General features: G+C 70.2%; 17 protein-coding genes. 2 read left to right on the plus strand and 15 right to left on the minus strand.

Going from position 1 to position 25294, the window contains the following annotated elements:
* Positions 1-251 precede the first annotated feature (251 nt).
* The 4 genes from ACFHVL_RS26790 to gltB form a co-directional block, all read right to left on the minus strand.
* Positions 252-929, minus strand: a complete 678-nt coding sequence (locus tag ACFHVL_RS26790; RefSeq protein WP_416631205.1) for a S1 family peptidase — start codon at positions 927-929, stop codon at positions 252-254.
* A 479-nt stretch (positions 930-1408) separates the two neighbouring features.
* Positions 1409-2200 carry an SGNH/GDSL hydrolase family protein gene (locus ACFHVL_RS26795; protein ID WP_416631206.1) on the minus strand — a complete coding sequence of 264 codons (792 nt, stop codon included), beginning with the start codon at positions 2198-2200 and terminating at the stop codon, positions 1409-1411.
* A 236-nt stretch (positions 2201-2436) separates the two neighbouring features.
* Positions 2437-4005 carry a glutamate synthase subunit beta gene (locus ACFHVL_RS26800; protein WP_416631207.1) on the minus strand — a complete coding sequence of 523 codons (1569 nt, stop codon included), beginning with the start codon at positions 4003-4005 and terminating at the stop codon, positions 2437-2439.
* A complete protein-coding gene (gene gltB / locus ACFHVL_RS26805; protein ID WP_416631208.1) occupies positions 3998-8617 on the minus strand; it encodes a glutamate synthase large subunit in 4620 nt (1539 codons plus the stop codon). The genes ACFHVL_RS26800 and gltB overlap by 8 nt, the downstream gene beginning before the upstream one ends.
* Positions 8618-8761: 144 nt before the next feature.
* Between gltB and ACFHVL_RS26810 the strand changes: the two genes are divergently transcribed.
* Complete coding sequence (locus ACFHVL_RS26810; protein ID WP_416631209.1) at positions 8762-9757, plus strand: GNAT family N-acetyltransferase; 996 nt, start codon at positions 8762-8764, stop codon at positions 9755-9757.
* 136 nt (positions 9758-9893) lie between these two features.
* Here ACFHVL_RS26810 and ACFHVL_RS26815 read toward each other — a convergent pair whose 3' ends face one another.
* The 7 genes from ACFHVL_RS26815 to trpC form a co-directional block, all read right to left on the minus strand.
* Entirely contained in the window at positions 9894-11093 is a 1200-nt protein-coding gene (locus tag ACFHVL_RS26815) for an FAD-dependent oxidoreductase (protein WP_416631210.1), read from the minus strand.
* Positions 11094-11151: 58 nt separating this feature from the next.
* Positions 11152-11577: a hypothetical protein gene (locus ACFHVL_RS26820; RefSeq protein ID WP_416631211.1), complete on the minus strand. Its 426-nt coding sequence runs from the start codon at positions 11575-11577 to the stop codon at positions 11152-11154.
* Positions 11574-12020 (minus strand): IS607 family transposase, encoded by a 447-nt coding sequence (locus tag ACFHVL_RS26825; protein ID WP_416631212.1) that lies wholly within the window; start codon positions 12018-12020, stop codon positions 11574-11576. Before ACFHVL_RS26825 ends, ACFHVL_RS26820 begins: the two co-directional genes overlap by 4 nt.
* An 89-nt stretch (positions 12021-12109) precedes the next feature.
* Positions 12110-13441: a prolipoprotein diacylglyceryl transferase gene (gene lgt, locus ACFHVL_RS26830; RefSeq protein WP_416631213.1), complete on the minus strand. Its 1332-nt coding sequence runs from the start codon at positions 13439-13441 to the stop codon at positions 12110-12112.
* Positions 13442-13489: 48 nt separating this feature from the next.
* Positions 13490-14290, minus strand: a complete 801-nt coding sequence (trpA, locus tag ACFHVL_RS26835; RefSeq protein ID WP_416631214.1) for a tryptophan synthase subunit alpha — start codon at positions 14288-14290, stop codon at positions 13490-13492.
* Positions 14287-15516 carry a tryptophan synthase subunit beta gene (gene trpB / locus ACFHVL_RS26840; RefSeq protein ID WP_416631223.1) on the minus strand — a complete coding sequence of 410 codons (1230 nt, stop codon included), beginning with the start codon at positions 15514-15516 and terminating at the stop codon, positions 14287-14289. The genes trpA and trpB overlap by 4 nt, the downstream gene beginning before the upstream one ends.
* Positions 15517-15575: 59 nt before the next feature.
* Positions 15576-16394, minus strand: coding sequence for an indole-3-glycerol phosphate synthase TrpC (gene trpC, locus ACFHVL_RS26845; RefSeq protein ID WP_416631224.1), 819 nt, complete (start codon positions 16392-16394; stop codon positions 15576-15578).
* A gap of 448 nt (positions 16395-16842) precedes the next feature.
* Here trpC and ACFHVL_RS26850 point away from each other — a divergent pair, with 448 nt between their 5' ends.
* Entirely contained in the window at positions 16843-17124 is a 282-nt protein-coding gene (locus ACFHVL_RS26850; protein ID WP_416631225.1) for a hypothetical protein, read from the plus strand.
* A 26-nt stretch (positions 17125-17150) separates the two neighbouring features.
* Here ACFHVL_RS26850 and ACFHVL_RS26855 read toward each other — a convergent pair whose 3' ends face one another.
* From ACFHVL_RS26855 to ACFHVL_RS26870, 4 genes are all read right to left on the minus strand, one after another.
* Positions 17151-17858 (minus strand): Trp biosynthesis-associated membrane protein, encoded by a 708-nt coding sequence (locus ACFHVL_RS26855; protein WP_416631215.1) that lies wholly within the window; start codon positions 17856-17858, stop codon positions 17151-17153.
* A complete protein-coding gene (locus ACFHVL_RS26860; protein ID WP_416631216.1) occupies positions 17855-19414 on the minus strand; it encodes an anthranilate synthase component I in 1560 nt (519 codons plus the stop codon). Before ACFHVL_RS26860 ends, ACFHVL_RS26855 begins: the two co-directional genes overlap by 4 nt.
* Complete coding sequence (hisI, locus tag ACFHVL_RS26865; RefSeq protein WP_416631217.1) at positions 19414-19851, minus strand: phosphoribosyl-AMP cyclohydrolase; 438 nt, start codon at positions 19849-19851, stop codon at positions 19414-19416. Before hisI ends, ACFHVL_RS26860 begins: the two co-directional genes overlap by 1 nt.
* 113 nt (positions 19852-19964) lie before the next feature.
* The gene (locus ACFHVL_RS26870) at positions 19965-25289 is read right to left on the minus strand and encodes a hypothetical protein (protein WP_416631218.1); all 5325 of its coding nucleotides are present in this window, start codon (positions 25287-25289) and stop codon (positions 19965-19967) included.
* Between the last annotated feature and the right edge of the window lie 5 nt (positions 25290-25294).

The following is a 25294-nucleotide window of genomic DNA, read 5'->3' on the forward strand; positions in this document are numbered from 1 at the left end:
CACAACCGAACCACCTGAGCCGAGTACCGGCACTACACCCAGTCGCGAACCGTTACTCGCAAAGGCTCAGTAACCTGGCCGAGAAGGCCCGCTCCATGGCTCCCCCCGATCAGTCCGAGGCACCTAGGGCGATACCCGGCCCCTGACACTGTAGAGAAGCGGCTGTACGTCGGTTTCCTCGGCGACTACAGCCGGATCCTACGGTTGTCCGGTCCCCGGATGCGACCGGGGACCGAACAACCGTAGTGTGGTCAGACTCCAGTGACCGAGGTTATCCAGTCTCGGCTGGCCGCGACCGAGGCGTAGTTCTGGGATGTCGTCCCGTTCGAATTCGAGCAGACCCCGACCTGTTGTCCGTTGTAGAATTGCGGGCCGCCCGAGTCGCCCTGCCAGGCGATGCCGGTCAACCCGGTACTACGGATCGCCGGCCCCTCGTACGCATCCCGGCCGCGGACCGACAGGACCTGCACCGAGGCCGTCTTGAGCTGTGCCGACACGTCGCAGTTCATGCACGTCCGACCCCAGCCGTAGATGGTGTTCGTCGAGCCGATCGGCGGGACGCTGTCGGCGAGCGTGACGTACGTGGTGACGATCGGTGTGCTGAGATACAGCAGCCCAACGTCATATCCGTAGCGGAAGTACGTGGCGCTGACGGCGCTGACCTGTCCACCGGTGGCGTGGTAGACGCTACCAACCCGCACCGACAACGAGCCCTTCATACAGTGCTCGGCCGTGAGCACCCAGCGGGAGGCGATGATCGAGCCGGAGCATCGGAACGAGCCGTCACTGATGACGGCGGCCGCCCAGGGTGCCGACGAGACGGTCTCGCCGCCGATGATCTGCTGCGGTGCGGCGGCGACTGTCGCCGGACTGATGACCGCGCCGACGAGTGCCGTCGCGACCACGGTCATGAGGTTACGGAGACGCAAGATTGTGCTCCTTACCGAGCGGACGACCGGACTCCGGGCGCCGCCACTTCATCGATGAATGTCCCCGTAACGATCTTATCGTCGACGATATTCAAACTCAATGTGCATTTACCTACGCAGATCGGGCGCATGCAAGCGGGTGCCCTGGCTGGCGTGGTCGACACTCCGCAGCTTGCAGTGGTGCCGGTGCGGCGGTACGGAGCGGGACGAGACGTTGCGCCGGTTCGTCGATCGGCTCGACAAGCCGCTCAGCGTCCTCGGAATGTCGTTCCCGCTCCTGGCGATCGGGCAGTTCGTCACGGTCGTCGTCTTCGGTACCCTGGCCGGCGCGTCGGGCGCTGCGTCCTCAGCAACGGCCGGACTCCGGCGACGATGCCGACCGGGACCGGGCACCCACCTGACGACGGACGACCGGCGGTGGCCAGCGGTCCGGTCCCCGTGGTGCGGTCGGGGACCGGACCGCCAGGTAGGCGGAACCGTCAGCCGGTAACCGTGTTGAGTGCGGCCAGGTAGCCGTCGCGATAGCCGGCGACGTTCGGGTGGTACGCGCCGATCAGCGCAGAGAAGTCGTTGATCCACGGCGTGGCACCGCAGACCCCGTGCCCGGCGAACTGTCTCCGGGTGTCCACGAAGGTCGCCCCGGCGGCGGCGGCCCTGGCGGCGGTGACGTCGGCGAGCAGATCAGCCGCGTCGTTGATGATGGCGCGCTTGGTCAGGCTGATGGCGAGCAGTCCGCAGTAGCGGGGCTCCTCGAACAGCCGTGGGTAGCCGAGCACGATCAGCTGGGCGTTGGGCGCCCGCTGCTTGATGGCGGCGTAAGTGGCGTCGAGTCGACCGGGCAGCTCGTTGGTGGCGAACCGCTCGGCCCGGTCGACGGTGGTGGCGCAGGCGGACTCGCTGCCCAGCCGGCAGTTGAGCACCACGTCGACGAAACCGGCATCGTTGCCGCCGATGGTGACGGTGACCATCGTGGTACTGGCGTCCAGTGCCGACAGTTGGCTGTCGAGCACATCGGCGGTGACCGCGCCGCCGCAGGCGACGAAGCGGAAGCTGGCCGGCGAGTTGGCGGCCGCCCAGAGTGCGGCGTAGGAGCGGTTGCTGCGCAGGCAGGTCGACTGGTAGGGGCCGGCACCGACTCCGGAGGAGTACGAGTCACCGAGGGCGACGTAGTGCACAGCCGGTGCGGCCTGGGCAGGGGTTGCGGCGAGCCCGAAGGCGCCGACGATGACGGCCAGCGCGAGGGCGGCGCGGGCCAGGGGACGGAGGGTCATGGACGGACCTCACGAAGGATGGGGGGGATCCTCGTGGCCGCGCGCGTGGCCGTGGGGAGCAACGGTTGTTACTAGCTGGTAATGCTATCGAAACATCTGCATCCCCGAAAGAGCCCCACCACCACCAAGATCACGACGATCTTGCACTTATCGACGGACAATTCAGGCAAAAGCTCTCGATAAGTGCAAGATCGTCGTGGAGGTGGGAGGTGGGAGGTGGGAGGTGGGGAGACGGGTCAGCGGGCGGCGAGTGGTTGCATCGTCGGGGTCACTGGACCGGGCAGCTCCCCTACCCCACCCAGGTACGAATGGATCGCGGCCGCAGCCGCCCGTCCCTCGGCGATCGCCCACACGATCAGCGACGCCCCCCGGTGCATGTCCCCGGCGACGAAGACCCCCTTGGTGGCGGTCTGCCAGCCAGCGTCGGAGTCGATCGCGCCCCGCCGATTACGGACCAGCCGCAGCTGCTCCAGCAACGGCTGCTCCTCGGTGCCCTCGAAGCCGATCGCCAGCAACACCAGATCCGCCGGCAATTCCCGCTCCGACCCCGGCACCACGGTCAGGATCCGCTCTCCGTCGACCTTGGCCACCGTCACCTCGACGATGCGGACCGCCTTCACCGCGCCGGTGCCGTCGTCGACGAACTCCTGCACGGCGACCGCGAAGACCCGGTCGCCGCCCTCCTCGTGCGCCGGGTAGTCACGCAGCACCCACGGCCAGGTCGGCCACGGATCCCGCGACTCGTCGCGCACGCCCGGCGGTTCCGGATAGAGGTCCAGCTGGTACACCCCGGCCGCGCCCTGGCGGTGCGCCACCCCGAGGCAGTCGGCGGCGGTGTCACCACCGCCGATGATCACGACATACTTGCCGGCCGCGTCGATCGCCGGCTGCCCCACCGGTACGCCGTCCACGTGTGACGAGCCGGCGTCGGACGGCGGCTCGACGGCCACCACGCCGGCGGCCTCGGCCGCCCGGGCCCGCGCCGTCGCCGCGGCCACCACCTTGTTCGACTCGACCAGGTGCTCCATCGCCAGGTGCACCCCGCGCAGCGCCCGGCCCGGTGTCGCCGGAGTGTCCCGGCCGGCCAGCGCGCCGCAGGCCAGCAGCACCGCGTCGTGGTCGCCCCGCAACTGCTCGGCGGTCACGTCGACGCCGACGTCGACCCCGGTGCGGAACTGGACGCCCTCGGCCGCCAGCTGGGCCAGCCGCAGGTCGATATGCTCCTTCTCCAGCTTGAAGTCCGGGATGCCGTAGCGCATCAGCCCGCCGATGGCGTCGTCGCGCTCGAAGACGGTCACCGCGTGCCCGGCCCGCGCCAACTGCTGCGCGGCGGCGAGCCCGGCCGGCCCGGAGCCGACCACCGCGACCCGCTTACCCGACGGCTCCGGCACCACCTGCGGAGTGATCAGCCCAGTGCCGACCGCCCGGTTGATGATCTCCACCTCGACCTGCTTGATGGTGACCGGCGCGCCACCGGCGATGCCAAGCACGCAGGCCGCCTCGCACGGTGCCGGGCAGAGCCGCCCGGTGAACTCCGGGAAGTTGTTGGTGGCGTGCAGCGACTCGATCGCCGCCGCCCAACCACCCGTACGGACCAGGTCGTTCCAGTCCGGAATCCGGTTGCCCAGCGGGCAACCGTCGTGGCAGAACGGGATGCCGCAGTCCATGCAGCGGGTCGCCTGCTCACGGATCAGTTCGTCGGTGGCCGGCGGATAGACCTCCCGCCAGTCCATGATCCGCACCGGCACCGGGCGACGCTGCGGCAGCCGCCGGTCGAATCGCAGAAAACCGGTCGGGTCAGGCACGAGCCACCTCCATGACGGCCTCATCCACGTCACGGCCGGCAGCTTCGGCGGCCCTCATCGCTTCCATCACCCGCTTGTAGTCGCGCGGGACCACGACGGCGAACTCCTCCACCGCCTCCGGCCAGCGCTTGAGCAGCGCCTCGGCCACCGTCGAGTCGGTCTCGGCGTAGTGCCGCTCGACCAGCTCGCGCAGCATCGGCTCGGCCTGCGCCGACACCGGCTCCAGATCCACCAGCTCCCGGTTGACCAGCCGCTCGTCCAACCGCCACAGGTACGCCGTACCGCCGGACATGCCGGCGGCGAAGTTGCGCCCGGTGGGGCCGAGCACCACGACCGTACCGCCGGTCATGTATTCGCAGCCGTGGTCGCCGACGCCCTCGACGACGGTGACCGCGCCCGAGTTACGCACCCCGAACCGCTCGCCGACCCGACCGCGCAGGAACAGCTCACCGGCGGTCGCCCCGTACAGGATGGTGTTGCCGGCGATGATCTGCTCCTCGGCGCCGGTGCCACCGGGGGCGGCGAACGGCGCCGCCGCGTCCGGGCGGACGATCAGCCGGCCGCCGGACAGGCCCTTGCCGACGTAGTCGTTGGCGTCGCCGTACAGCCGCAGCGTCACCCCGCGCGGCAGGAACGCGCCGAAGGACTGCCCGGCGGTGCCAGTGAGGGTGAATTCGATGGTGTCCTCGGGCAGCCCGGCCCCGCCGGCCCGCCGGGTCACCTCGCCGCCGAGCATCGCGCCGACGCTGCGGTGCTCGTTGCGTACCGCCACCGATGCCTTGACCGGGGTCCGGTCGGTCAGCGCCGGCGTGGCGAGCACGATCAGCTCGTTGTCCAGCGCCTTGTCGAGGCCGTGGTCCTGTGGGCGAATGCCGCGCAGCGACGCCCCTGCGGGCAGGGTCGGCACGTGCAGCACCGCCGACAGGTCCAGGCCCTTGGCTTTCCAGTGGTCCAGCGCCGGGGCGGTGTCGAGCAGGTCGGCCCGGCCGATCGCCTCGTCGATGCTGCGGAACCCGAGCTCGGCCAGGTAGCCGCGGACCTCCTCGGCGAGGAACAGGAAGAAGTTCTCCACGAACTCCGGCTTGCCGGTGAAGCGTTCCCGCAGCACCGGGTTCTGGGTGGCGATGCCGACCGGGCAGGTGTCCAGGTGGCAGACCCGCATCATCACGCAGCCCTCGACGATCAGCGGGGCAGTGGCGAAGCCGTACTCCTCGGCACCGAGCAGGGCCGCGATCAGCACGTCGCGGCCGGTCTTGAGCTGACCGTCGACCTGGACGGTGACCCGGTCGCGCAGCTTGTTGAGCAGCAGCGTCTGCTGCGCCTCGGCCAAACCCAGCTCCCAGGGGGTGCCGGCGTGCTTGAGCGAGTTCAGCGGGGACGCGCCGGTGCCACCGTCGTGCCCGGAGATCAGGATGACGTCGGCCTTGAGCTTGGCGACCCCGGCGGCGACGGTGCCGACGCCGATCTCGCTGACCAGTTTGACGTGCACCCGGGCGGCCGGGTTGACGCACTTGAGGTCGTGCACCAGCTGGGCGAGGTCCTCGATCGAGTAGATGTCGTGGTGCGGCGGCGGGGAGATCAGCCCGACGCCGGGGGTGGCGTGGCGGGTCTTGGCGATCCACGGCCACACCTTGTTGCCGGGCAGCTGGCCACCCTCGCCCGGCTTGGCGCCCTGGGCCATCTTGATCTGCAGGTCGTCGGCGTTGACCAGGTATTCGCTGGTGACGCCGAACCTGCCGGAGGCGATCTGCTTGACCGCCGAGCGCCGGGCCGGGTCGTAGAGGCGTTCGACGTCCTCGCCGCCTTCGCCGGTGTTGGACCGCCCGCCGAGGCGGTTCATCGCGATGGCGAGGGTCTCGTGTGCCTCGGCGGAGATCGACCCGTAGGACATGGCGCCGGTGGAGAAGCGTTTGACGATCTCACTGGCCGGCTCGACCTCGTCGAGCGGGATCGGCTCGCGGACCCCGGCGCGCAGGGTGAACAGCCCGCGCAGCGAGCCGGCGCGGGCGGCCAGGTCGTCGACGGTGGCCGTGTAGCGGCGGAACACGTCGTACTGCCCGGAGCGGGTGGCGTGCTGCAGCAGGAACACCGTCTCCGGGTTGAACAGATGCAGCTCGCCTTCGCGCCGCCACTGGTACTCGCCGCCGACGTCGAGGCGCCGGTGTGAGCGTTCGGCGCTGTTCGACGGGTACGCGCGGGCGTGCCGGGCGGCGACCTCGGTGTGGATGCCGGCGAGGCCGACGCCGCCGACGGTGCCCGGGGTGCCGGCGAAGTAGCGCTCGACGACCGCCTTGTCCAGGCCGACGGCTTCGAAGACCTGGGCCCCGCAGTAGGAGGAGACCGTCGAGATGCCCATCTTCGACATGATCTTCAAAACGCCCTTGCCGAGCGCCTTGACGTAGTTACGGATGGCGACGGTGGACTCGATGCCGGGCAACGCGCCGGTGGCGATCAGGTCCTCGACCGACTCGAAGGCCAGGTACGGGTTGACCGCGGCGGCGCCGTAGCCGATCAGCACGGCGGCGTGGTGCACCTCTCGGCAGTCGCCGGACTCGACGACCAGCGCCACCTGGGTGCGGGTCTGCTCGCGGACCAGGTGCTGGTGCACGGCGGCGGTGAGCAGCAGCGACGGGATCGGCGCCAGGTCGAGGGTCGAGTCGCGGTCGGAGAGCACGAAGATGCGTACGCCGTCCTCGATGGCCTCGGAGACGTGCCGGCAGATCTGGGTGAGTCGGGCCTTGATGCCCTCGGCGCCGTCGCGCAGCGGGTAGAGCCCGGAGACCCGTACGGCCTTGAAGCCGGGCAGGTCGCCGTCCTCGTCCACCGAGAGGATCTTGGCCAGCTCCTCGTTGTCGATCACCGGGTACGGCAGCACGATCTGCCGGCAGGAGGCCGGCCCCGGGTCGAGCAGATTGCCCTCCGGGCCGATGGTGGCCTGCAGGCTGGTCACCATCTCTTCCCGGATCGCGTCCAGCGGCGGGTTGGTGACCTGGGCGAACAGCTGGTGAAAGTAGTCGAAGAGCAACCGTGGCCGGGTGGACAGCGGCGAGATCGGGGTGTCGGTGCCCATCGACCCGAGCGGCTCGATGCCCTTGCGGGCCATCGGTGCGATCAGGATCTTGAGCTCCTCCTCGGTGTAGCCAAAGGTCTGCTGGCGGCGCTGCACCGAGTCGTGCGCGTAGACGATGTGGTCACGCGGGGGCAGGTCCTGCAGGTCGATCAGGCCGGCGTGCAGCCAGTCGGCGTACGGCTGGGCGGCGGCCAGCTCGGCCTTGATCTCCCCGTCGGTGACGATGCGCCCGGCGGCGGTGTCGACCAGGAACATCCGGCCGGGCCGCAGCCGACCCTTGGCGACCACGGTCGCCGGGTCGAGGTCGAGCACGCCGGCCTCGCTGCCCAGCACCACCAGTCCGTCGCTGGTGCGCCACCAGCGGCCGGGACGCAGGCCGTTGCGGTCCAGCACCGCGCCGACGACCTCGCCGTCGGTGAAGGCGACCGAGGCCGGGCCGTCCCAGGGCTCCATCAGGCTGGCGTGGAAACGGTAGAAGGCGCGCCGCGCCGGGTCCATCCCGGGGTCGTTCTCCCAGGCCTCCGGGATCATCATCAGTACGGCGTGCGGCAGGCTGCGCCCGGCCAGGTGCAGCAGTTCGAGGACCTCGTCGAAGTTCGCCGAGTCGGAGGCCTGCGGGGTGCAGACCGGGAAGAGCCGGCGGATGTTGCCGGGGATCGCCGGGGAGGCCAGCAGCGCCTCGCGGGCGTTCATCCAGTTCTTGTTGCCCCGGATCGTGTTGATCTCGCCGTTGTGCGCGATGAACCGGTACGGGTGCGACAGCGGCCACGACGGGAACGTGTTGGTGGAGAAGCGGGAGTGCACCAGGGCGATCGCGCTGGCGACCCGATCGTCGCGCAGGTCCGGGTAGAACGCCGGCAGCTGGTCGGGGGTGAGCATGCCCTTGTAGACCATGGTGCGCCCGGACAGCGACGGGAAGTACGCCGGGACGCCGCGTTCGGCGCTCTCCCGCTCGGCCTGCTTGCGGACGCAGAACGCCACCCGGTCCAGGTCGATCCCGGTCAGCGGGGTGCCGGCCGCGCCGGCGGCGGAGTCGGTGAGCCGGTGGGCGGCCAGGAAGAGCTGCCCGATCCGGGGGCGGGCGGCGTCGGCGGTCTCGCCGAGTCCGTCCGGCTCGACCGGCACGTCGCGCCAGCCGAGCACGTCGGCCCCCTCTACCAGGGCGTACTTCTCGACGATCCGGCGTACCCGGGACTCGTCGGCGGGGTCGGTGGGTAGGAAGACCAGACCGGTGGCGTACTGCCCGGCGGGTGGCAGCGTGAAGTCGACGACCGCCCGCAGGAACTCGTCCGGGACCTGGATCATGATGCCGGCGCCGTCGCCGGTGTTCTGCTCCGCACCCCGGGCCCCGCGGTGGTCGAGCCGGCACAGCGCGGCCAGGCCCTTGGCCACCACGCCGTGCGAGCGGCGGCCGTGCAGATCCGCCACGAAGGCGACGCCGCACGCGTCATGTTCGTTGGCCGGGTCGTAGAGACCCTGCGCCGGCGGCCGGGATGCCTGCGGCGGGCAAGGGTGCGGTCCCTGCGGGTACGGAAGAACCACCGGGCCTCCTGTCGTCACTCGCGCTGAACAGATTCGGGACGACGTCGGCCCTGGAGAGTTTATTGAGTCTACGTGAGGGGCCACCGGACATCACCAGTGCGAATTGATCACACGTCCACAGTATGGGACGTGTAGTCTCACAAGGTGGCAACCCAGGAGAACGCACTCCTCGATCGGCTGGACCGGTTCTGCGATGCCGTACCGCGTGCTGCCGCCCACCCCGAAGAGCTGGGCGAGTATGTACTTTTCGTGAGGAAGGAGGCGGGTGGCTGGCCGTTCTACGCCCGCCCCCGCCGAGGCGCCGCCGCAGCGCCAGCTGCGGCGGACATCACCACCGTACGCGCTCGACAGCGCGAACTGGGGCTTCCCGAGTCGTTCGAATGGATCCACGAGATCCATCCGGACCTGCTCGCCGTCGCGAGATCGGCCGGGCTGCACGTGCAGCAGGCACCGCTGATGGTGCTCGACCCCGACGCACTGCCACCCGCGGCGCACTTCGCCGACCTGCACGTACGCCTGCTCGATCCGGATTCGCCCGGGTTCGTGGCCGACCTGGCGGCCTGGTTCATCGTGGCGCGGGCCGCCTTCGCCCCGCTGTCCGGACCACTGTCCGCCGCGCCCACCGACTCGGCCGCCGCCCTGCCGACCGTCGGCGCAGCGACCCCCGAGCTTGTTACAGTGACATTTCCCACTGTCGATAGTGGGGTAACGCGTTCGCAACAGGAGCCGACAACCGCACCATCGGCCCCAGCAGACCCGCCCGGTGTGGATCTGGTACCGGAGAGCCTGGTGGCACAGGAGCGCCTGGCGATCAGCTTCGGCGTCCGCCGCATCGCGCTGGCCGACCACCCCACCCCGGCCGCCGCCGACCTGACCTCAGCTGGGCTCACAGCGGTGAGCGCGGCGGCGGTCGGCTCGCTCAACCGGGTCGACGACGTGGCCGAGATCGTCGGCGTGGGCACACTGCCCCAGGCCCGCCGACGTGGACTCGCCTCGGCGATCACCGACACCCTGGCCCGCCGCGCCCTCGCCGACGGCGTCGACCTGGTGTTCCTGGCCGCCGGCGACGACGACATCGCGGTGCTCTACCACCGGCTCGGATTCCGCCGGATCGGCACCGCCTGCATCGCCACCCCCTGACACCCCCCAGCCCCCGTTCATTTCGACGATCTTGCACTTATCGACGGACAATCTGGACAAATCCTGTCGATAACTGCAAGATCGTCGCGGGCGGGCGGCGGGCGGAGGGCGGGCGGGGCGGAGGGCGGGGCGGGGGTCAGGGCGGGGGTGGGTTCCACTGGGCGGCGGTCGCCGCGACACGGCCCATCAGCCGGGGACTGATCGTGCCCAACGTGGCGTTCCTGGCCCGCAACGCCAACCGGCCACGCGCCTGCAGCACCGCCGCCACCCGGCGGGTCTGGCGCGCCATCGCCACCGCCCGTGGCCGCCGCAACCGGCTGTAGGTCTCGATCGCCGCGGTCAACTGCGGCCCCGGCACCGCGTCACGGACCAACGCGCACAGCGTCGCCGCGTCCTCGAACGCCAGGCAGGCACCCTGACCGAGGTGGTGCGGCATGGTGTGCGCCGCGTCGCCGAGCAGCACCACCCCACCCGGGCCGGCCGGGAACCCGTACGCCCGCGGTAGTGGCCGCAAGTCGCGGACCTCCTGCTGGACCACGTCGCCGGGCTCGGTCGCGGCCAGCAACTCCCCCACCGGGCTCGGCCAGCCCGCGAACCAACGCCGCAACAAGGTCAACTGCGTCGCGGGCGACTCCGGACGCGACGCGCCCACCGCCGTCGCGACCCAGTAGATGCCGCCCCGGCTGGACCCACCTGCCGAACCCCGCTCCCCCAGCGAGGCCGAGACGAACCGGTAGCCGGCCCCGAGCACCTCGCCGGAGATCTGCTCCGGTGGCAGTTGCGGCGCCCGGTACCAGGGGACCACCGCCCGCCAGGCGGCACAGCCGGAACTGATCACGGTGCTGCCCGGTGCCAACACCGGACGCAGCACGCTCTGGGTGCCGTCGGCGGCGACCACCAGGTCGGCCTCGATGGCACCCCGCCCGGTGGTCACCGCCGGCCGGTCGCCCGACACCGGGCGCAGACCACGCACCGACACGCCGGTACGGATCTCCACCTGCTCGCCGAGCCCGGCGATCAACGCGTCGTGCAGATCCTCGCGGTGCACCACCACCGGCGCCCGCTCACCCGGTTGCGGGCGCGGCTGCACCAACCACTGCCCGTCCGGGCGGCGCACCCCGGTATGCGCCACGGCGGTGGCGATCGCGTCGAGGCCCTCGCCCAGCCCGAGAGCCCGCAACGCGCGCAGCCCGTTCGGCCAGAGCACCAGGGCGGTGCCGTCGGAACGGACCCGGTCCTCGCGCTCCAGCAGCGTCACCTGCCAACCGGTACGGGCCAACCCACCGGCGGCGGCGAGCCCGCCGATACCGGCACCTACCACGACGGCTGTACGCATCGCCCGACTCCGCTACCTTCCAGTGCGCTTTGGTGGGCACACGATTGGTCGTCCTGCCTTACGGTAGGACGGTCCCGGTCTGACCGACCAACGCCGTGCCGGGTTGACGCTTCACAGCCACCTGCCCGTGTACACGGGTTCTCTGGTCGGCTCCACGTCCTGCCACCGGGCCACTCCCGGCGGCGTTGCGCTCGGGCACGACCGTGCCATGGGTGGTGGCGAGCCGGGTGGTGAGCCACCCTGACGTGCGCTTGCCGAGTCGGCCCGCAGCGCGTTTCCAGCGGTTCGACGGCCAGCGGCTGGCGCGCCGGTCCGGGCCGCTCTTACGCGACAATGCCCGGCCGAGGGCGTGCATGCGCTGGCGGGCGGCGACCAGATGACGCGGGTTGTGTGCGACGCGGGCCGCCCCCGCGTACGTGAGCACATCGCGGTGCTGGCCGGGGGTCAGGTCCAGGGCGAACCGGTAGGCCTGGATCGCCTTCACGTCGGACTGTCCCCGGTGGCGGCCTCGACCGCCCGGCGGGCACGGTCCGCAGCAGTGCGGCGCCCGTAGAGTCGGGCACACATGCTGGTCAGAATCTCCGTCACGTCGCTGACCAGGTCGTCGTCGACGTCGGCGTGGTCGACCACCGGCAGACGGCGCCCCTGCGCGGTCAGGGCGGCTTCGACGCATTCGGCGCCGAAGCGGGTGAACCGGTCCCGGTGCTCGACCACGATCGTCGACACGGCCGGGTCACGCAGCAGGGCGAGGAACTTCCCGCGGTGCCCGTTGAGCGCGGAGCCGACCTCGGTGACCACGTCGTCCACGCCGAGCATGATCAGACGGCCGAGGCGGTACGTCGGGATGGGCAGCGTGCCGGACTCGTAGCGCCGCCGCGCGGTCGCATACGAGATGCCAGTGGCCGCTGCCCACTCCTTCAAGTTCACCCTGTCACTCCAGCTCACCAATGAGCACTAATGAACACCAAAGGCCAGCAGTTGACCCGGATCGGTCGGTCCTCCCGCCGGCCCGTTGGTCAGCGGTCGGTCTTCGTGTCACCCCGGCCGGCCGACGCGGCGTCGGCGTCGGCGTCGGCGGTAGCCGGCTCTGCCGAGTCGGCATCGGCGGTAGCCGGCTCTGCCGAGTCGGCATCGGCGGTAGCCGGCTCTGCCGAGTCGGCGTCGACCGACACCGGGTCGGCCTCGGCCTCGGCCGGCTCCACCGGGTCGGACTTCGCCTCAACGGACCGCGATGAGGCACCGGTGCGCTGATCCTCCAGGGGCGGGGCACCTCCGGTGCGCTGATACTCCTGGAACTCTTCCTCGCTGACGACCTGATACCCGGCGGCCATCTCGGCGGCCGCCTTCGCCTTACCCGACACGTCGACCTGCGAGACGCCGCCGGTCGGCTGCTCCCCGCCGGCCGGCTCGCCAGCGGCGGCGGTGCCGGGCAGCCCGTCGGGCGGGAACGGCTTGCCGTCGGCGTCCAGCGGGATGAGGAACTGCTGTGGGCCACGGACCCGCACCAGGTAGATCAGGGCACCGAGGAACACCAGCACCGAGGTCCACACGTTGAGCCGTGCACCGAGGATCTCGTTCGCCGGGTCGGTGCGCATCATCTCGATCCAGAACCGGCCTGCGGTGTAGCCCATCACGTACACCGCGAACGCCCGCCCGGCGCCGAGCTTCCACCGCCGCTCGGCCAGGATCACCAGGCCCGCGACGCCGACGTTCCAGATCAGCTCGTACAGGAACGTCGGGTGGTACAGCCCCGGCTCCAGCACCGGGTTGCCCTCCGGGTCCCGCAGCGCCCGCCCGGCGTTCTCCCGGTCCATCTGGTGAATCTCCAGGCCCCACGGCAGCGTCGTCGGGCCGCCGTACAGCTCGTTGTTGAACCAGTTGCCGAGCCGGCCCACCGCCTGTGCCAGCGGCAGACCCGGCGCGAGCGCGTCGGCGACCACGTTCAGCGGCAGGCCCAGCTGACGGGTGGCCAGCCAGGCACCGACGGCACCACCGGCGACCGCGCCCCAGATACCCAGGCCGCCCTGCCAGATGTAGAGGGCGGCGATCGGGTTGCCACCGGAACCGAAGTAGTCCTGCGGTGAGCTGATCACGTGGTAGAGCCGGGCACCGACGATACCGAACGGCACCGCCCAGATGGCGATGTCGAGCACCGCCCACGGCCGCACGCCCCGCTGACGGAGCCGGTACTCGGTGACCGCGCAGGCCACCACGATGCCGAGCACGATGCAGAGCGCGTACGCCCGGATGGGCAAAGGACCAAGCTGCCAGACCGCGGTGGCCGGGCTGGGGATCGCGGCGATGTTCACGGATGCACACGCTACCGTCGCGACGCGCCTACCCGGCACCCTGGGCGGGTGGACAATCGCGTGTCTCGGCCACCCGACCGTCGTAGGTCAGCGGGTGACGGCCCGCACCCCGGCCGCGAGCTCGCCGCTGAGCCGGCGCAACGCGGCCAACCCGGCCTGCCGGTCCGGCGCGTCGAGCAGGCAACGAACCAGCGCGCTGCCGACGATCACCCCGTCGGCGAAGGAGCCGACCTCGGCGGCCTGGGCGCCGTTGCCGACGCCGAGGCCGACACCGACCGGCAGGTCGGTGACCTCGCGCAGCCGACCGACCAGCGTCGGCGCGGCGCCGGAGGTCTGCGTCCGGGCACCGGTGACGCCCATCAGCGCCGTGGCGTAGACGAAGCCCCGGCAGTGCCGCACGGTCATCGCCAACCGGGCGTCGGTCGACGACGGGGAAACCAGGAAGGTCCGGTCCAGGCCGTACGCGTCGGAGGCGACCAACCACTCGTCGGCCTCGTCCGGGATCAGGTCGGGGGTGATCAGCCCGGTGCCGCCGGCGGCGGCCAGGTCCCGGGCGAACGCGTCGACGCCGTACCGCTCGATCGGGTTCCAGTAGGTCATGGTGACCACCGGGGCGCCGGTGGCGGCGACCGCCTCGATGATCCGCAGCGCGTCGGCGGTGCGTACCCCGCCGGCCAGGGCGATGTCACTGGCCCGCTGGATGACGGGACCGTCCATCACCGGATCGGAGTACGGCAGCTCGACCTCGATGACGTCCACGCCGGCCTCGACCATCGCCCGCATCGCGGTGATGCTGTCGTCGACCGTGGGGAAGCCCGCCGGCATGCAGCCGATCAGTACGGCGCGGCCGTCGGCGCGCGCCTTGTCGAACGCGACCGTGATGCTCATTCGCCCTGCCCGTCGAGGATGCCGAAGTAGGCGCCGGCGGTGTGTACGTCCTTGTCACCCCGGCCGGAAAGGTTGACCACGATGGTCGGCTCGCGGCCCAGCTCGGCGGCCAACTCCGGGATGATCTTGATCATCCCGGCGAGGGCGTGTGCGCTCTCGATCGCCGGGATGATCCCCTCGGTGCGGCAGAGCAGTTGGAACGCCGCCATCGCTTCGGCGTCGGTGACCGGCAGGTAACGGGCCCGGCCGGTGTCATGCAGCCAGGCGTGCTCCGGCCCGACCGCCGGGTAGTCCAGGCCGGCCGAGATCGAGTGCGAGTCGAGGGTCTGCCCGTCGGCGTCCTGCAGCAGGTAGGTGCGGGCCCCGTGCAGCACCCCGGACGTGCCGCCGGTGATGCTGGCCGCGTGCCGGCCGGTGGCCACTCCGTCCCCGCCGGCCTCGAAGCCGTACAGCCGGACCTGCTCGTCGCCGACGAAGGCGTGGAAGATTCCGATCGCGTTGGATCCGCCGCCGACGCAGGCTGCCACCGCGTCGGGCAGACCACCGAGGGTGTCCAGGCACTGCGCCCGGGCCTCGTCGCCGATGCCCCGGACGAAGTCGCGCACCATCGCCGGGAACGGATGCGGCCCGGCGGCGGTGCCGATCAGGTAGTGGGTGTGGTCGACGCTGGCCACCCAGTCGCGCAGCGCCTCGTTCAGGGCGTCCTTGAGGGTGCGGGAGCCGTTGGTGACCGGCACGACGGTGGCGCCCAGCATCCGCATCCGGGCCACGTTGAGTGCCTGCCGCTCGGTGTCCACCTCACCCATGTAGACCACGCACTCCAGGTCGAGCAGCGCGGCGGCGGTGGCGCTGGCCACCCCGTGCTGGCCTGCGCCGGTCTCTGCGATGATCCGTGGCTTGCCCATTCGGCGGGTCAGCAACGCCTGACCGAGCACGTTGCGCACCTTGTGCGCGCCGGTGTGGTTGAGGTCCTCGCGCTTGAGCAGCACCGTCGCGCCGACCTTCGCGGAGAGCCGTTCGGCGCGGTACAGCAGCGACGGGGTGCCGGCGTAGTCACGCAGCAGCCGGGCGAAGTCGGCCCGGAAGCCGTCGTCGGCCATCGCCTGCCGGTACGCCGCGTCCAGCTCGTCGAGGGCGGCGACCAGCGCCTCCGGGACGAACCGGCCACCGTAGCGGCCGAAGTGCCCGGCGCCGTCGGGCAGCTCGCCGGTCGCGCCGACGGGCAGCTCGCCGGTCGCGCCGACGGGCAGTTCGCCGGGACCGGCGGTGGCGCTCACCGGGGCGCTCACCGGACCGGCCTCGGGGTCGCCGGGTGGTTGCCGGCGTTGACCAGCTCGGCGACCGCGTCCCGGGGACTCTTCTGGGTCACCAGACCCTCCCCGACCAGGACCGCGTCGGCACCCGCCGACGCGTACCGGATCAGGTCGTGCGGCCCCCGCACCCCCGACTCGGCAATCTTGACGATGTTGTTGGGCAGGCCCGGCGCGATCCGTTCGAAGACCGAGCGGTCCACTTCCAGGGTCCGCAAGTCCCGGGCGTTGACCCCGATGACCTGGGCCCCTGCCTCCAGGGCCCGGTCGGCCTCCTCCTCGGTGTGCACCTCCACCAGCGCCGTCATGCCGAGCGACTCGATCCGCTCCAGCAACCCGACCAGCACGTTCTGCTCCAACGCCACCACCATCAGCAGCACCAGGTCGGCTCCGTGGGCCCGGGCCTCGTGCACCTGGTAGCTGGAGACGATGAAGTCCTTGCGCAGCACGGGCACGTCGACCGCGGCCCGCACCGCCGTGAGATCGTCCAGCGAGCCACCGAACCACTGGCCTTCGGTGAGCACGCTGATGCAGCGGGCCCCACCGGCGGCGTACTCGGACGCCAGGACCGCCGGGTCGGGGATGTCGGCCAACGCCCCCTTCGACGGGGACGACCGCTTGACCTCGGCGATCACCCCGACCCCGGGCTTTCGTAGCGCCGCGCATGCGTCGATCGGCGGCGGCGCGGCGGCGGCGAGCTCACGGATCCGGCTCAACGAGACCAGCGCCTCTCGGCGCTGGAGGTCGGCGCGGACACCGGCAAGAATCTCATCGAGTACGCCGAGCGCCGGCACCGTCAGCCCCGTGCTGTCGTCCTGGTCAGCAGTCACCAACGGACTCCCCTCTCCGGGTGTCATGCGCCCGATGCTAGGCGGCGGCGCCGGGTAGCCGGAGCCGGGGGTATGGCGCGCCTCACGATTTGGCCTGGGGCATAATGCCCAACCTTTCGTGAGAACGAAATCACGCACCGTACCTGCGAATCGACCCGAACCACCCACGCCGGCGAGACCACCGGGCCCCATCGACGTTGATCTTATCGTGCCGGCCCGGCGCCGTCGGCGGCTGTGTCGCAGATCAACACCGCCGGTACGGGCGTTACCAACGCGACGAGGCGATAGTTGATGTGCGGGTCACCGCCGTGAAACAGCCCGCGGCCAGGATGGTGTTCGGGCAGACTGATCGACGGTAGCCACCGGCCGCGCAACCACCCTGGGGGACGCCATGAGCACTGGACACGACGCCATGAGCACCAGTCGACGCGACGCGACCGTCGACCTGATCGCCATCCCCCGTGCCGTGGTCTCGCTCGCCGCGGAGGTGGTGCACTCGATGGAGCGCGCGATGATCGGCGACCACCGGATCCGCACCGCCCGCGGCAACGCCTGGGAGGCGATCTGCGCCGACCGGGCCCGCGCCCGCCAGCGCGACGAGATCCGTCGGTTGGTGGCGGCACTCGCCACCGACGACGTGACCGAGGCGGCAGCGGGCCGGCGGGAACCCCGCGCGAGCACGACAGCCAGCTAGCCAGCCGGCCCGGCACCGCGGAGCGCTCAGTCCTTCGGCCGCCCACTGGGTGGACCGTCGTCGGCGGTCGGGTCCTCGCCCCGGTCGAAGGCGCTCCACGCGTCGAGGGTCGATCGCCGCCCCACCGTCGCGGACGACCCGACCGTATCCGCGGCGGCGGTGGGTTCGGCGGGCCTGCCGCGACGGGCCGCCGTCGCCGGGCGTTCGTAACGGGCGCCCATCGCCGGCCAGCCACCTGACCGCACCGCTGTCACGGCCCCGCCGGCCAGCAGCAGCGCCGCTGCCAGCACCGCCAGCGCCGGCCAGCCCGCCGGGGTCGACGTCGCGGCCGTCGCCGATCCGGCCAGCGGCAGCACGCCGGTGAGCACCGCCAGCCCGCTGCCGGCGAGCACCATCCCGACTACCGCGAGCAACCCACCGACCAGCCGGCGGGGCGTGCCCCGGGTCGCCAGCACCGCACCGGCACCGGCCAGCCCGACCAGCGCCAGCGCCGGCAGCCACGGCAGTTCCTGGGCCCCGGTCCGCAGCACCTCGATGTCGGGCAGCGGGTCCGGTCGGTCGGTCACCTCGACCGCCCAGGCCCGGCTTGCGGAATACCAGACTCCCGCCGCACCGGCCAGACAGGCGGCGACCACGCCGGCCATTTCCCGACCCGCGCCGGCGACCGGACCGGACCCCCGGCCAGCCGCCGCGCCGGACCCCCGGCCAGCCGCCGAGCCCACCGGGCCGCTCACCGGGCCGGACGCAGCGTCTCGGCGGCAGCGATCGCGACCAGGACGGCGGCCGCCTTGCTCTGGGTTTCCCGCTCCTCGGCCGCCGGATCCGAGTCCGCCACGATGCCCGCCCCCGCCTGCACGTAGGCCCGGCCGGCCCGTATGACCGCGGTACGAATCGCGATCGCCATGTCGAGATCGCCGCCGAACCCGAAATAGCCGACGGTCCCGCCGTAGATCCCCCGTCGGGTCGGCTCCAACTCCTCGATGATCTCCATCGCCCGTACCTTGGGAGCGCCGGACAACGTACCGGCGGGGAAGGTCGCGGCCAACGCGTCGAATGCGGTGTACGCCTCGCCCAGTTCCCCGACCACGGTCGACACGATGTGCATGACGTGGCTGTACCGCTCGACCGTAGCGAACTCGGGCACCTCGACGGTTCCCGGGCGGCAGACCCGACCGAGGTCGTTGCGGCCCAGGTCGACCAGCATGACGTGCTCTGCGCGTTCCTTCGGGTCGGCGAGTAGCTCGGCGGCGAGCGCCGCGTCCTGTTCGGTAGTGGCGCCCCGGCGTCGGGTGCCGGCGATCGGATGCAGCATCGCCCGGCGGGCACCGCCGTCGGTGACGGTGACCTTCAGATGCGCCTCCGGCGACGAGCCGACCACGTCGAAGTCGTCGAACCGCAACAGATACATGTACGGGCTGGGATTGGTCGCCCGCAGCACCCGGTAGACGTCCAGCGGGTCGGCGCTGGTGTCCCGTTCGAAGCGTTGGGCCAGCACGATCTGGAAGCATTCGCCGGCCCGGATCGCCTCCTTGGCCTCCTCGACCGCCTTGGGGTACGCGCCGGGTGCGGTGCGGCTGCGCACCTGGCCGGCTGCCGCGACCGTCGGTGCGTCCAGCATGGACACCATCGGCGGGTTCGGCCGGGACAGCGCCGTCGTCATCGCGTCGAGCCGGCCGATCGCGTGGTGGTACGCGGCCGCGACGGTCGCGTCCTCGGCGGCCTCCGGCAGCACCGCGTTGGCGACCAGGATCGCCGAACCGTCGAAGTGGTCGAGCACCACCAGATCGGTGGCGAGCATCAGCCCGAACTCCGGCAGCCCCAACTCGTCCTCGGTGAGTTCGGGAAGCCGTTCCAGCCGGCGGACGAAGTCGTAGCTGAGGTAGCCGACCAGGCCACCGGTCAACGGCGGCAGCCCGCCGGGCACGCCGCCGGTGGGCCGGGGCGCGGTCAGCGCGTCGACGGTGGCCCGCAACACCCGCACCGGGTCACCGTCGACGGGCAGCCCGGCCGGCGGGTCGCCCAGCCACCGCGCGCTGCCACCGGACTCGGTCAACGTCGCCGCGCTGCGTACCCCGATGAAGGAGTACCGCGACCAGGCGGTGCCGGGCGAACCGGCACCCTGCTCGGCGGATTCCAGCAGGAAGGTGCCCGGGCCACCGGCGAGCTTGCGGTACACCCCGACCGGCGTCTCACCGTCGGCGAGCAGCCGCCGGACAACCGGCACCACCCGACGTTGCCGGGCCAACGACTGGAACGCCTGCTCGTCCGGGCTGACCGTGCCGGTGGTCATCAGCTCTCCTCCGCGGCGGTGCCGGTGACCGGCAGTTCGTCGAAAAAGCAGTTCGGGGCGCCGGTGTGGCAGGCGGCGCCGACCTGCTCGACCGCGACCAGCACCGCGTCGCCGTCGCAGTCGAGCCGCACCGACCGCACGTACTGGTGGTGCCCGGACGTTGCGCCCTTGACCCAGTATTCCTGCCGGCTGCGCGACCAGTAGGTGGCCCGACCGGTGGTGAGGGTGCGGTGCAGCGCCTCGTCGTCCATCCACGCCAGCATCAGTACCTCGCCGGTGCCGTGCCGCTGCACGACGGCGGCGACCAGGCCATCGGCGGTACGGCGCAGTCGGGCGGCGATCACCGGATCGAGGGCGGACGCGCGGGCGGGGTCACCGTCGGCGGGCCGCCGCCGGGCGGTCGCGGGGTCGGCGAGCGGTTCATCTGGTACGGGCACAGTCACCGATTGTCCCGTACGGCCGAACCGGGGTGCGGCGGCCTCCGGCGTTCTCAGCGTCCGGCGGCGTGGCCGCCCGGCGGACGGTCCGCCGAGAATCTCCCCGCGTCTGCTCACAGGCACTTCGACACGGCAATCTGAAGGGCCTGCACCTGCGCCTTCTCCGCATCGGTCGAACGGGTCTGATGGTAGGTGCCGAGCGCATCGAGGATGCGGTACTTGGTGTCGGAGTCGGTCAGACGATGCCGGTTCGCGTCGACGAACGCCTCCACACCGGCGAACTCGCCGTCCGTCGTCTGAGCACCGGTGAACTCCCCGGCCTTCGCCTGGTCGAGGGCGTCCAGCAGATCCGCCAGGAAGTCCCGGTTCTGAACCTCGCCCGCGGTCCCGTCGGTGACATCCGCGGTCTCGGCGTTCACCATCTCGGCCAGCACCGAGGTGTCCTCGCCACGGTCATGGAGCTGCCCGACCGTCTCCAACAGGATGTTCGGTCTGTCCATCGCGGGTGTGGCGATGTAGCCGTGCACCGCGTCCGGCAGGCCGAGACGCCGCAGCCGGACATCAGGCCGCAGCAGCCGCACCGCGGGCACGTTCGGCACCCGCTGGCCCATCCCGGTGACCCGCTCCAGGAAGTCGTCGGACGTGACGAGCTCCGGCCGGTCGTTCATCAGGTCCCGCTGGCGCTGCGGATTCTCCTCGAGCAGGACTTCGAGAACCGGCTCCGGCGCCCTGTCCACCACGGCCGGCCGCGCCTGCGAGACCGCAGACTGGTGCGCCTGCGCATCGATTTCGGCGTACCTCCCTCCCGGCTGCCCGGTGCGACCGCGAGAGCCCGGCCGACGGAGCCGGAAGCCACCACCCGAATCCGCTCCGTCCCCTGAGGCCGCATGCCACGCCACCGCGCCGTACCTGTCCAGCACCTGGGCGGTGTCCGCATCGATCGCACCACGGGTCGCCACCACCGGCAGCACCCCGGCCTGAGCGAACAGCTCCAACGTGCGGTTCAGCCACCGGACGTCCGCCTCCATGGCCCTGCCGCCGTGTTCGGCCACCGGCAGGTGCAGGGCCGGCACGTCGGGTGTCGCCGCCAGCGCCTGCGCCAGACCGGCATCGATCAACTCTGCCACGTCCCGTCCGAGCGAGCCGGCCCGTGACTGATCCGCGCCGGTCGCGGAGTACAGCGTCGGCGCTGTCGGATCCGGCCGGTGCAGGCCGGCCGTGAAGACCTCGTACGCCCCGGGCCGCGCCGACGTCTCGGACACGGGCGACGCGCCGGAAAGGAAGTCGGTGAGCGACAGTGCGGCCGGCTCGGCGGCGACTCGGCGATCCATCGGCTGCGCGAACAGGCCGGAGTCCGAGTCCGAGTCGGAGTCGGAGTCAGCTGCCGGGCGGTTTCCCCACCCGTCGGACACCCAGGCCGGGGCGGATCGTGCAGGTGTCTCATCACCGGTCCATGGCGCAAGCGCCGCGTGCAGGGGAGGCGGTGGCATCTCGGCGTCGGTCAGGTGGCCGTCGTGCATGTCCAGATGGTCAGCGAGCGGACGGCCCTGCCGGTTGGCGAGGCTCCGGGCGAGCGAGTCGATGTCCCGGTGACCGCTGAAGCTCCGGTTCATGTCCGGGAAGATCACCGGGTCGAAGCCAGCGTCGATCATCAGACGATGCAGCAGCAGGTCGATATTCACCCGGGCGTTGCCGTCCGGGTGGAAGTGGCCGATGTGCAGGCTGACGATCGTGGCGCTGATGGTGCGGAGCTTCTCGAACGGCTCCGTCGCCGCCACCATCGCCGCGTAGTGTCCAGTCAGGATCCGGTCGACCAGGCCCGGTGCCTCGTCCGCCGGGTAGTTCGGCACGAACACCGGCTCCTGGCGCGTGTCCAACAGGACGATCGGATCCGCCGCCCGGTCGGTCGACACCAGCGGCCGCCCATCGATCCGCAGCTCCCGCACGGAGTCGGCGAGCGGTCCGTACACCGGCGAGAGGCTCGGGTCCGGTACGCCGTCCGGGTTGGGTTGGCCGGTCCAGTCCACACCGCCCGGCAGATGCCGCACCACCGCCGCGTGCATCTCGTGGTATCGCCCCGAGTCGATCTGGCCGATCGGTGCGGCGGGGAAGAGATGGTCGCGGTAGGCCTCGACCATGCTGTCCCGGAATCCGGGCTCCTCATCGTGGTCGTAGTACAGCCCAGGGTTGTCCGGACGCCACATCTGCGCCGGCTGCTGGTGGAGCGGATCGATGTACAGGCGCCACCAGTCGTCCTCCGGCACCGTCCCGCCCCGTCGGCCGGACCCGCCGAGCCCGGTTCCCCCATCGGCACCCGACCCGCCCAGCCAGCCACGAAGATCCTGCAACGCCGCGGCGGCGGGTGCGTCGTCCGCCGTGACAGCAGGAGCAAGCCGATCAAGAATCTGGTCGACCAGCAGCCCGTGGTCAGCGAACACCTGCCGTGTCGCGGCGAAACCGAGATCACGTAACTGGCGGTGCACCTCAGCCGGAACCGTAGCCGAATCCAGGGTTTCCCAATGCGGCCGCGTATCGGTGCTATCCAGCGCATCGGCCAGCGCAGGTCGGGCCCGCCGCATCAACGCCTGCAATTCGTCGTACCGCGACGTCAGCTCACCGACCGCACCAGGCAACGAGGGCCGGAAGCCTGCCGAATCATCTACGGCTACCATGTATATCGGTGGCCCGGAGTTCGATCCGTTGCGGCCGCCGATTTCATCCTCCCGGTCCGAGGTCACCAGATCGTCATCGTCCCAGTTCTGAGACTCATATCCGTAATTATTAGTCTGGCTTAGACCAGTAGACGGTCCGGCACCGTAGCCGTAGCCGACGGACGCGTATTCGCCGATCGGGTATGCCGCGTACTGAGGTGTACGATTGGGCGAGCGAGGCACCGGCAGGGTGGGGTCATTTGCCGTGTCGTCGTCACTCGACTCATCCGGCACTTCCGGTGCGATCGGATCAGGCGGATACCTTCGCGCCCACCCCTCCGACGACTCCGACCAGTTGGCGGGATCGGGTTGATAGCGACTGGCAGCGGTCGCACTCATGCCGTACCCTGACAACTCGAGGCGATCTGCGGGGAGGTTGTTGTTCTGGGCGTACCCAAGACTTGCGTGATTGATATCGAAGACGTCTCGGGGATCGGCCATCTCATGCTCCGCAGGTTCTTCGTCCAGCTCACTCAGCCGACCCCAGTCGATATACCGCCGAGCGACTTCAGTCCAATCGTAGCCGTCAGCCCGGTAACCGCCAGTCTGGTCGTAGCGATGCACCCCCGGGACGGTCACATCCGCCACATTTGTAATCGCCGTCTCATTCGGCCAGGGGTCGTAAATGACCGATTCAGGCTGGAAGGCAGGACCGATATAGGCGGCAGTGTGATCAAAAACGCCCGCATCATGGTCAGACTCACCGTAATCGATCTGAGAGAGTACATCACCCCGGCGACTTCCTGGAGCAGGAACCAGCAACTGATTCAACCGAACAAGCGCATCAGCCACAAGAGGACCACACGTCCACTCGTTGTAACGTTCCGCCAGAATAGCCACTCGCGCGTCGTCGATCCTCTCCTTTTCCGCATCGCTATAGACCCTACCATTCGACGGATCGGGATCATCTAGCGAAAGAACCACGGTTTCATCCCGGTTCCGCTCCTGGAGGCGCATGGTGACCTGACCATGATGAACATCGTGATAGCGACGGGTGTTTAGTGCAACAAGATGGCGTTGCTGGTCTGCAACAGCTTGAGCCGCAACCCTCCGCGCCCGGAAAAGTTCCGCCTCAGCACTCGGAAGATGATGCACGAAATACATCATCCCGGGAAGCTCATTTAGGCGAACTCTATCCCCACGCCCCGCAACACTCCCCGGATTCTCCCTCGCGTAATCCGCCAGAACTCCAAACTGATATCCCAAATCCGCATAGATTGACAAATAGTTTCGATAGTTCGCATTGAAAAACCGCTTTTCTGCGCGCGTTTCCAAATTATCGTAGCTCGCGCGCCCCTGAGCAAGGATGCGATAAGCATTCACCGCATTCTGAAACATACGTATCCGACCCTGACTATCAGAACTTCGCCGACGACGAGGAGTCGAATCATCAAACACCCTTTCTGCGGTATGCAGAACCCGGGTCAAGAATCCGAGAAGATCCTCGCGACCCGACGTGAGGTCCCTTTGATGGATGGCCACAGTCCTAGCATCAACAGTGATGCGGGGATTGAACAGCCAATCGAACTGAGTGATATTCACCGACTTGTCAACGTCAGCAGCCGCCACGGGTGCGAAGTAGGCGGCTGGAAGCGTCTCGTCGATCGGCGGCAAGGGGTGAGCGGTGAGCTTGTCCAGGCCCGCAAGCCTGTCATGGACACTCTCATAGGCACCGAACACCTGTTCCGGGTGAGCACTGCGGTCGAAGGTCGAGCCGTCGTAGGAAAGCAGCGAGGTCGTGAAGCTGTTCCACCCGGCCATCGCATCGGCGTACGCCGGCTCGTCCGCATATGGCACCAACGCCTCGCGTACCCGGCCACCATGCTCCAACGCGATGGCCCGCAGCTCACCAAGCAGCCCCCGAACGGTCTCGCCATCAACACCAGCCCGTAACACCATCCCCGGCCGCCGGGGCCGCGACAGCTCCGCCGCGGACGGCAGCGGCGCGTGTCGGAGGCCGGCGAACTGACGGGGCAGCAGCGCCGTACCGATCGTGCCGCCCGATTCCTGTAGCAGGGCTGGGCCGTCGGGGCCACCGACTGCCATGGCCAGGTAGGTGTCGGCGCCATCGGCAGAGACGACCTCCACGGAGGTTCGGCTACCGTCCGGCAACGAGTTGAGATGGCCCAGCAACTCCGGATAACCGCTCGCGGTCCGCATCTGCCCCGTCGACACCGGGATGACGGACACATCCGGGTACCGATTGTTCACCAGGCCAGCAGGGAGTCCGAGATGCACCATCTCGCCCTGAACACGCAACTGGCCGGGGAACTGGCCATCGAATGGCAGCACGGACGGACGCCGGACACCAGGATCGCCGTCCAGGAGGTGAACCTTGGGCACGATCCGCACGCCAGTAGCTTGATCAACCGGCACGATGCGATGGCGATCGTCGATTGGCAGCACTCGATCATCCGAGGGGTCCAGCAGATCCACCCGTCCCGGCAGATCCAGGTCGAGATGGTGCTTCCCGGTCCGCTCCTCGGCAGCGGCCCGGGTCATGGTCCGCACCTCGTCGCTACTCGGACTGTCGACCCACCGGTCGAGCGTGGCCCGGTTGCTCATCAGCGTGTCGATGAGGCTCAGCGCACCCAACGCATCATGATCGAAGTACACCCGGACAATTCCCGGAATACGCGGTGCGTCACGCACCCACCCCGGAACTGCAGCATTCGGATCCGGCGAAACAAACGCGCCGCTTTCGACCATGGAGGGGTAGCACGACATCAGAA

It is taken from the genome of Micromonospora sp. LOL_023 (assembly GCF_048060115.1).
Classification (GTDB): Bacteria; Actinomycetota; Actinomycetes; order Mycobacteriales; family Micromonosporaceae; genus Micromonospora_E.

What these genes read in the sequence shown, in the direction of transcription:
- ACFHVL_RS26870 (WP_416631218.1), bottom strand. Translation starts at nt 25,289, where the DNA reads ATGTCGTGCTACCCCTCCATGGTCGAAAGCGGCGCGTTTGTTTCGCCG.
- ACFHVL_RS26850 (WP_416631225.1), top strand. Translation starts at nt 16,843, where the DNA reads ATGAGCACCAGTCGACGCGACGCGACCGTCGACCTGATCGCCATCCCC.
- ACFHVL_RS26795 (WP_416631206.1), bottom strand. Translation starts at nt 2,200, where the DNA reads ATGACCCTCCGTCCCCTGGCCCGCGCCGCCCTCGCGCTGGCCGTCATC.
- ACFHVL_RS26860 (WP_416631216.1), bottom strand. Translation starts at nt 19,414, where the DNA reads ATGACCACCGGCACGGTCAGCCCGGACGAGCAGGCGTTCCAGTCGTTG.
- trpA (WP_416631214.1), bottom strand. Translation starts at nt 14,290, where the DNA reads ATGAGCATCACGGTCGCGTTCGACAAGGCGCGCGCCGACGGCCGCGCC.
- ACFHVL_RS26815 (WP_416631210.1), bottom strand. Translation starts at nt 11,093, where the DNA reads ATGCGTACAGCCGTCGTGGTAGGTGCCGGTATCGGCGGGCTCGCCGCC.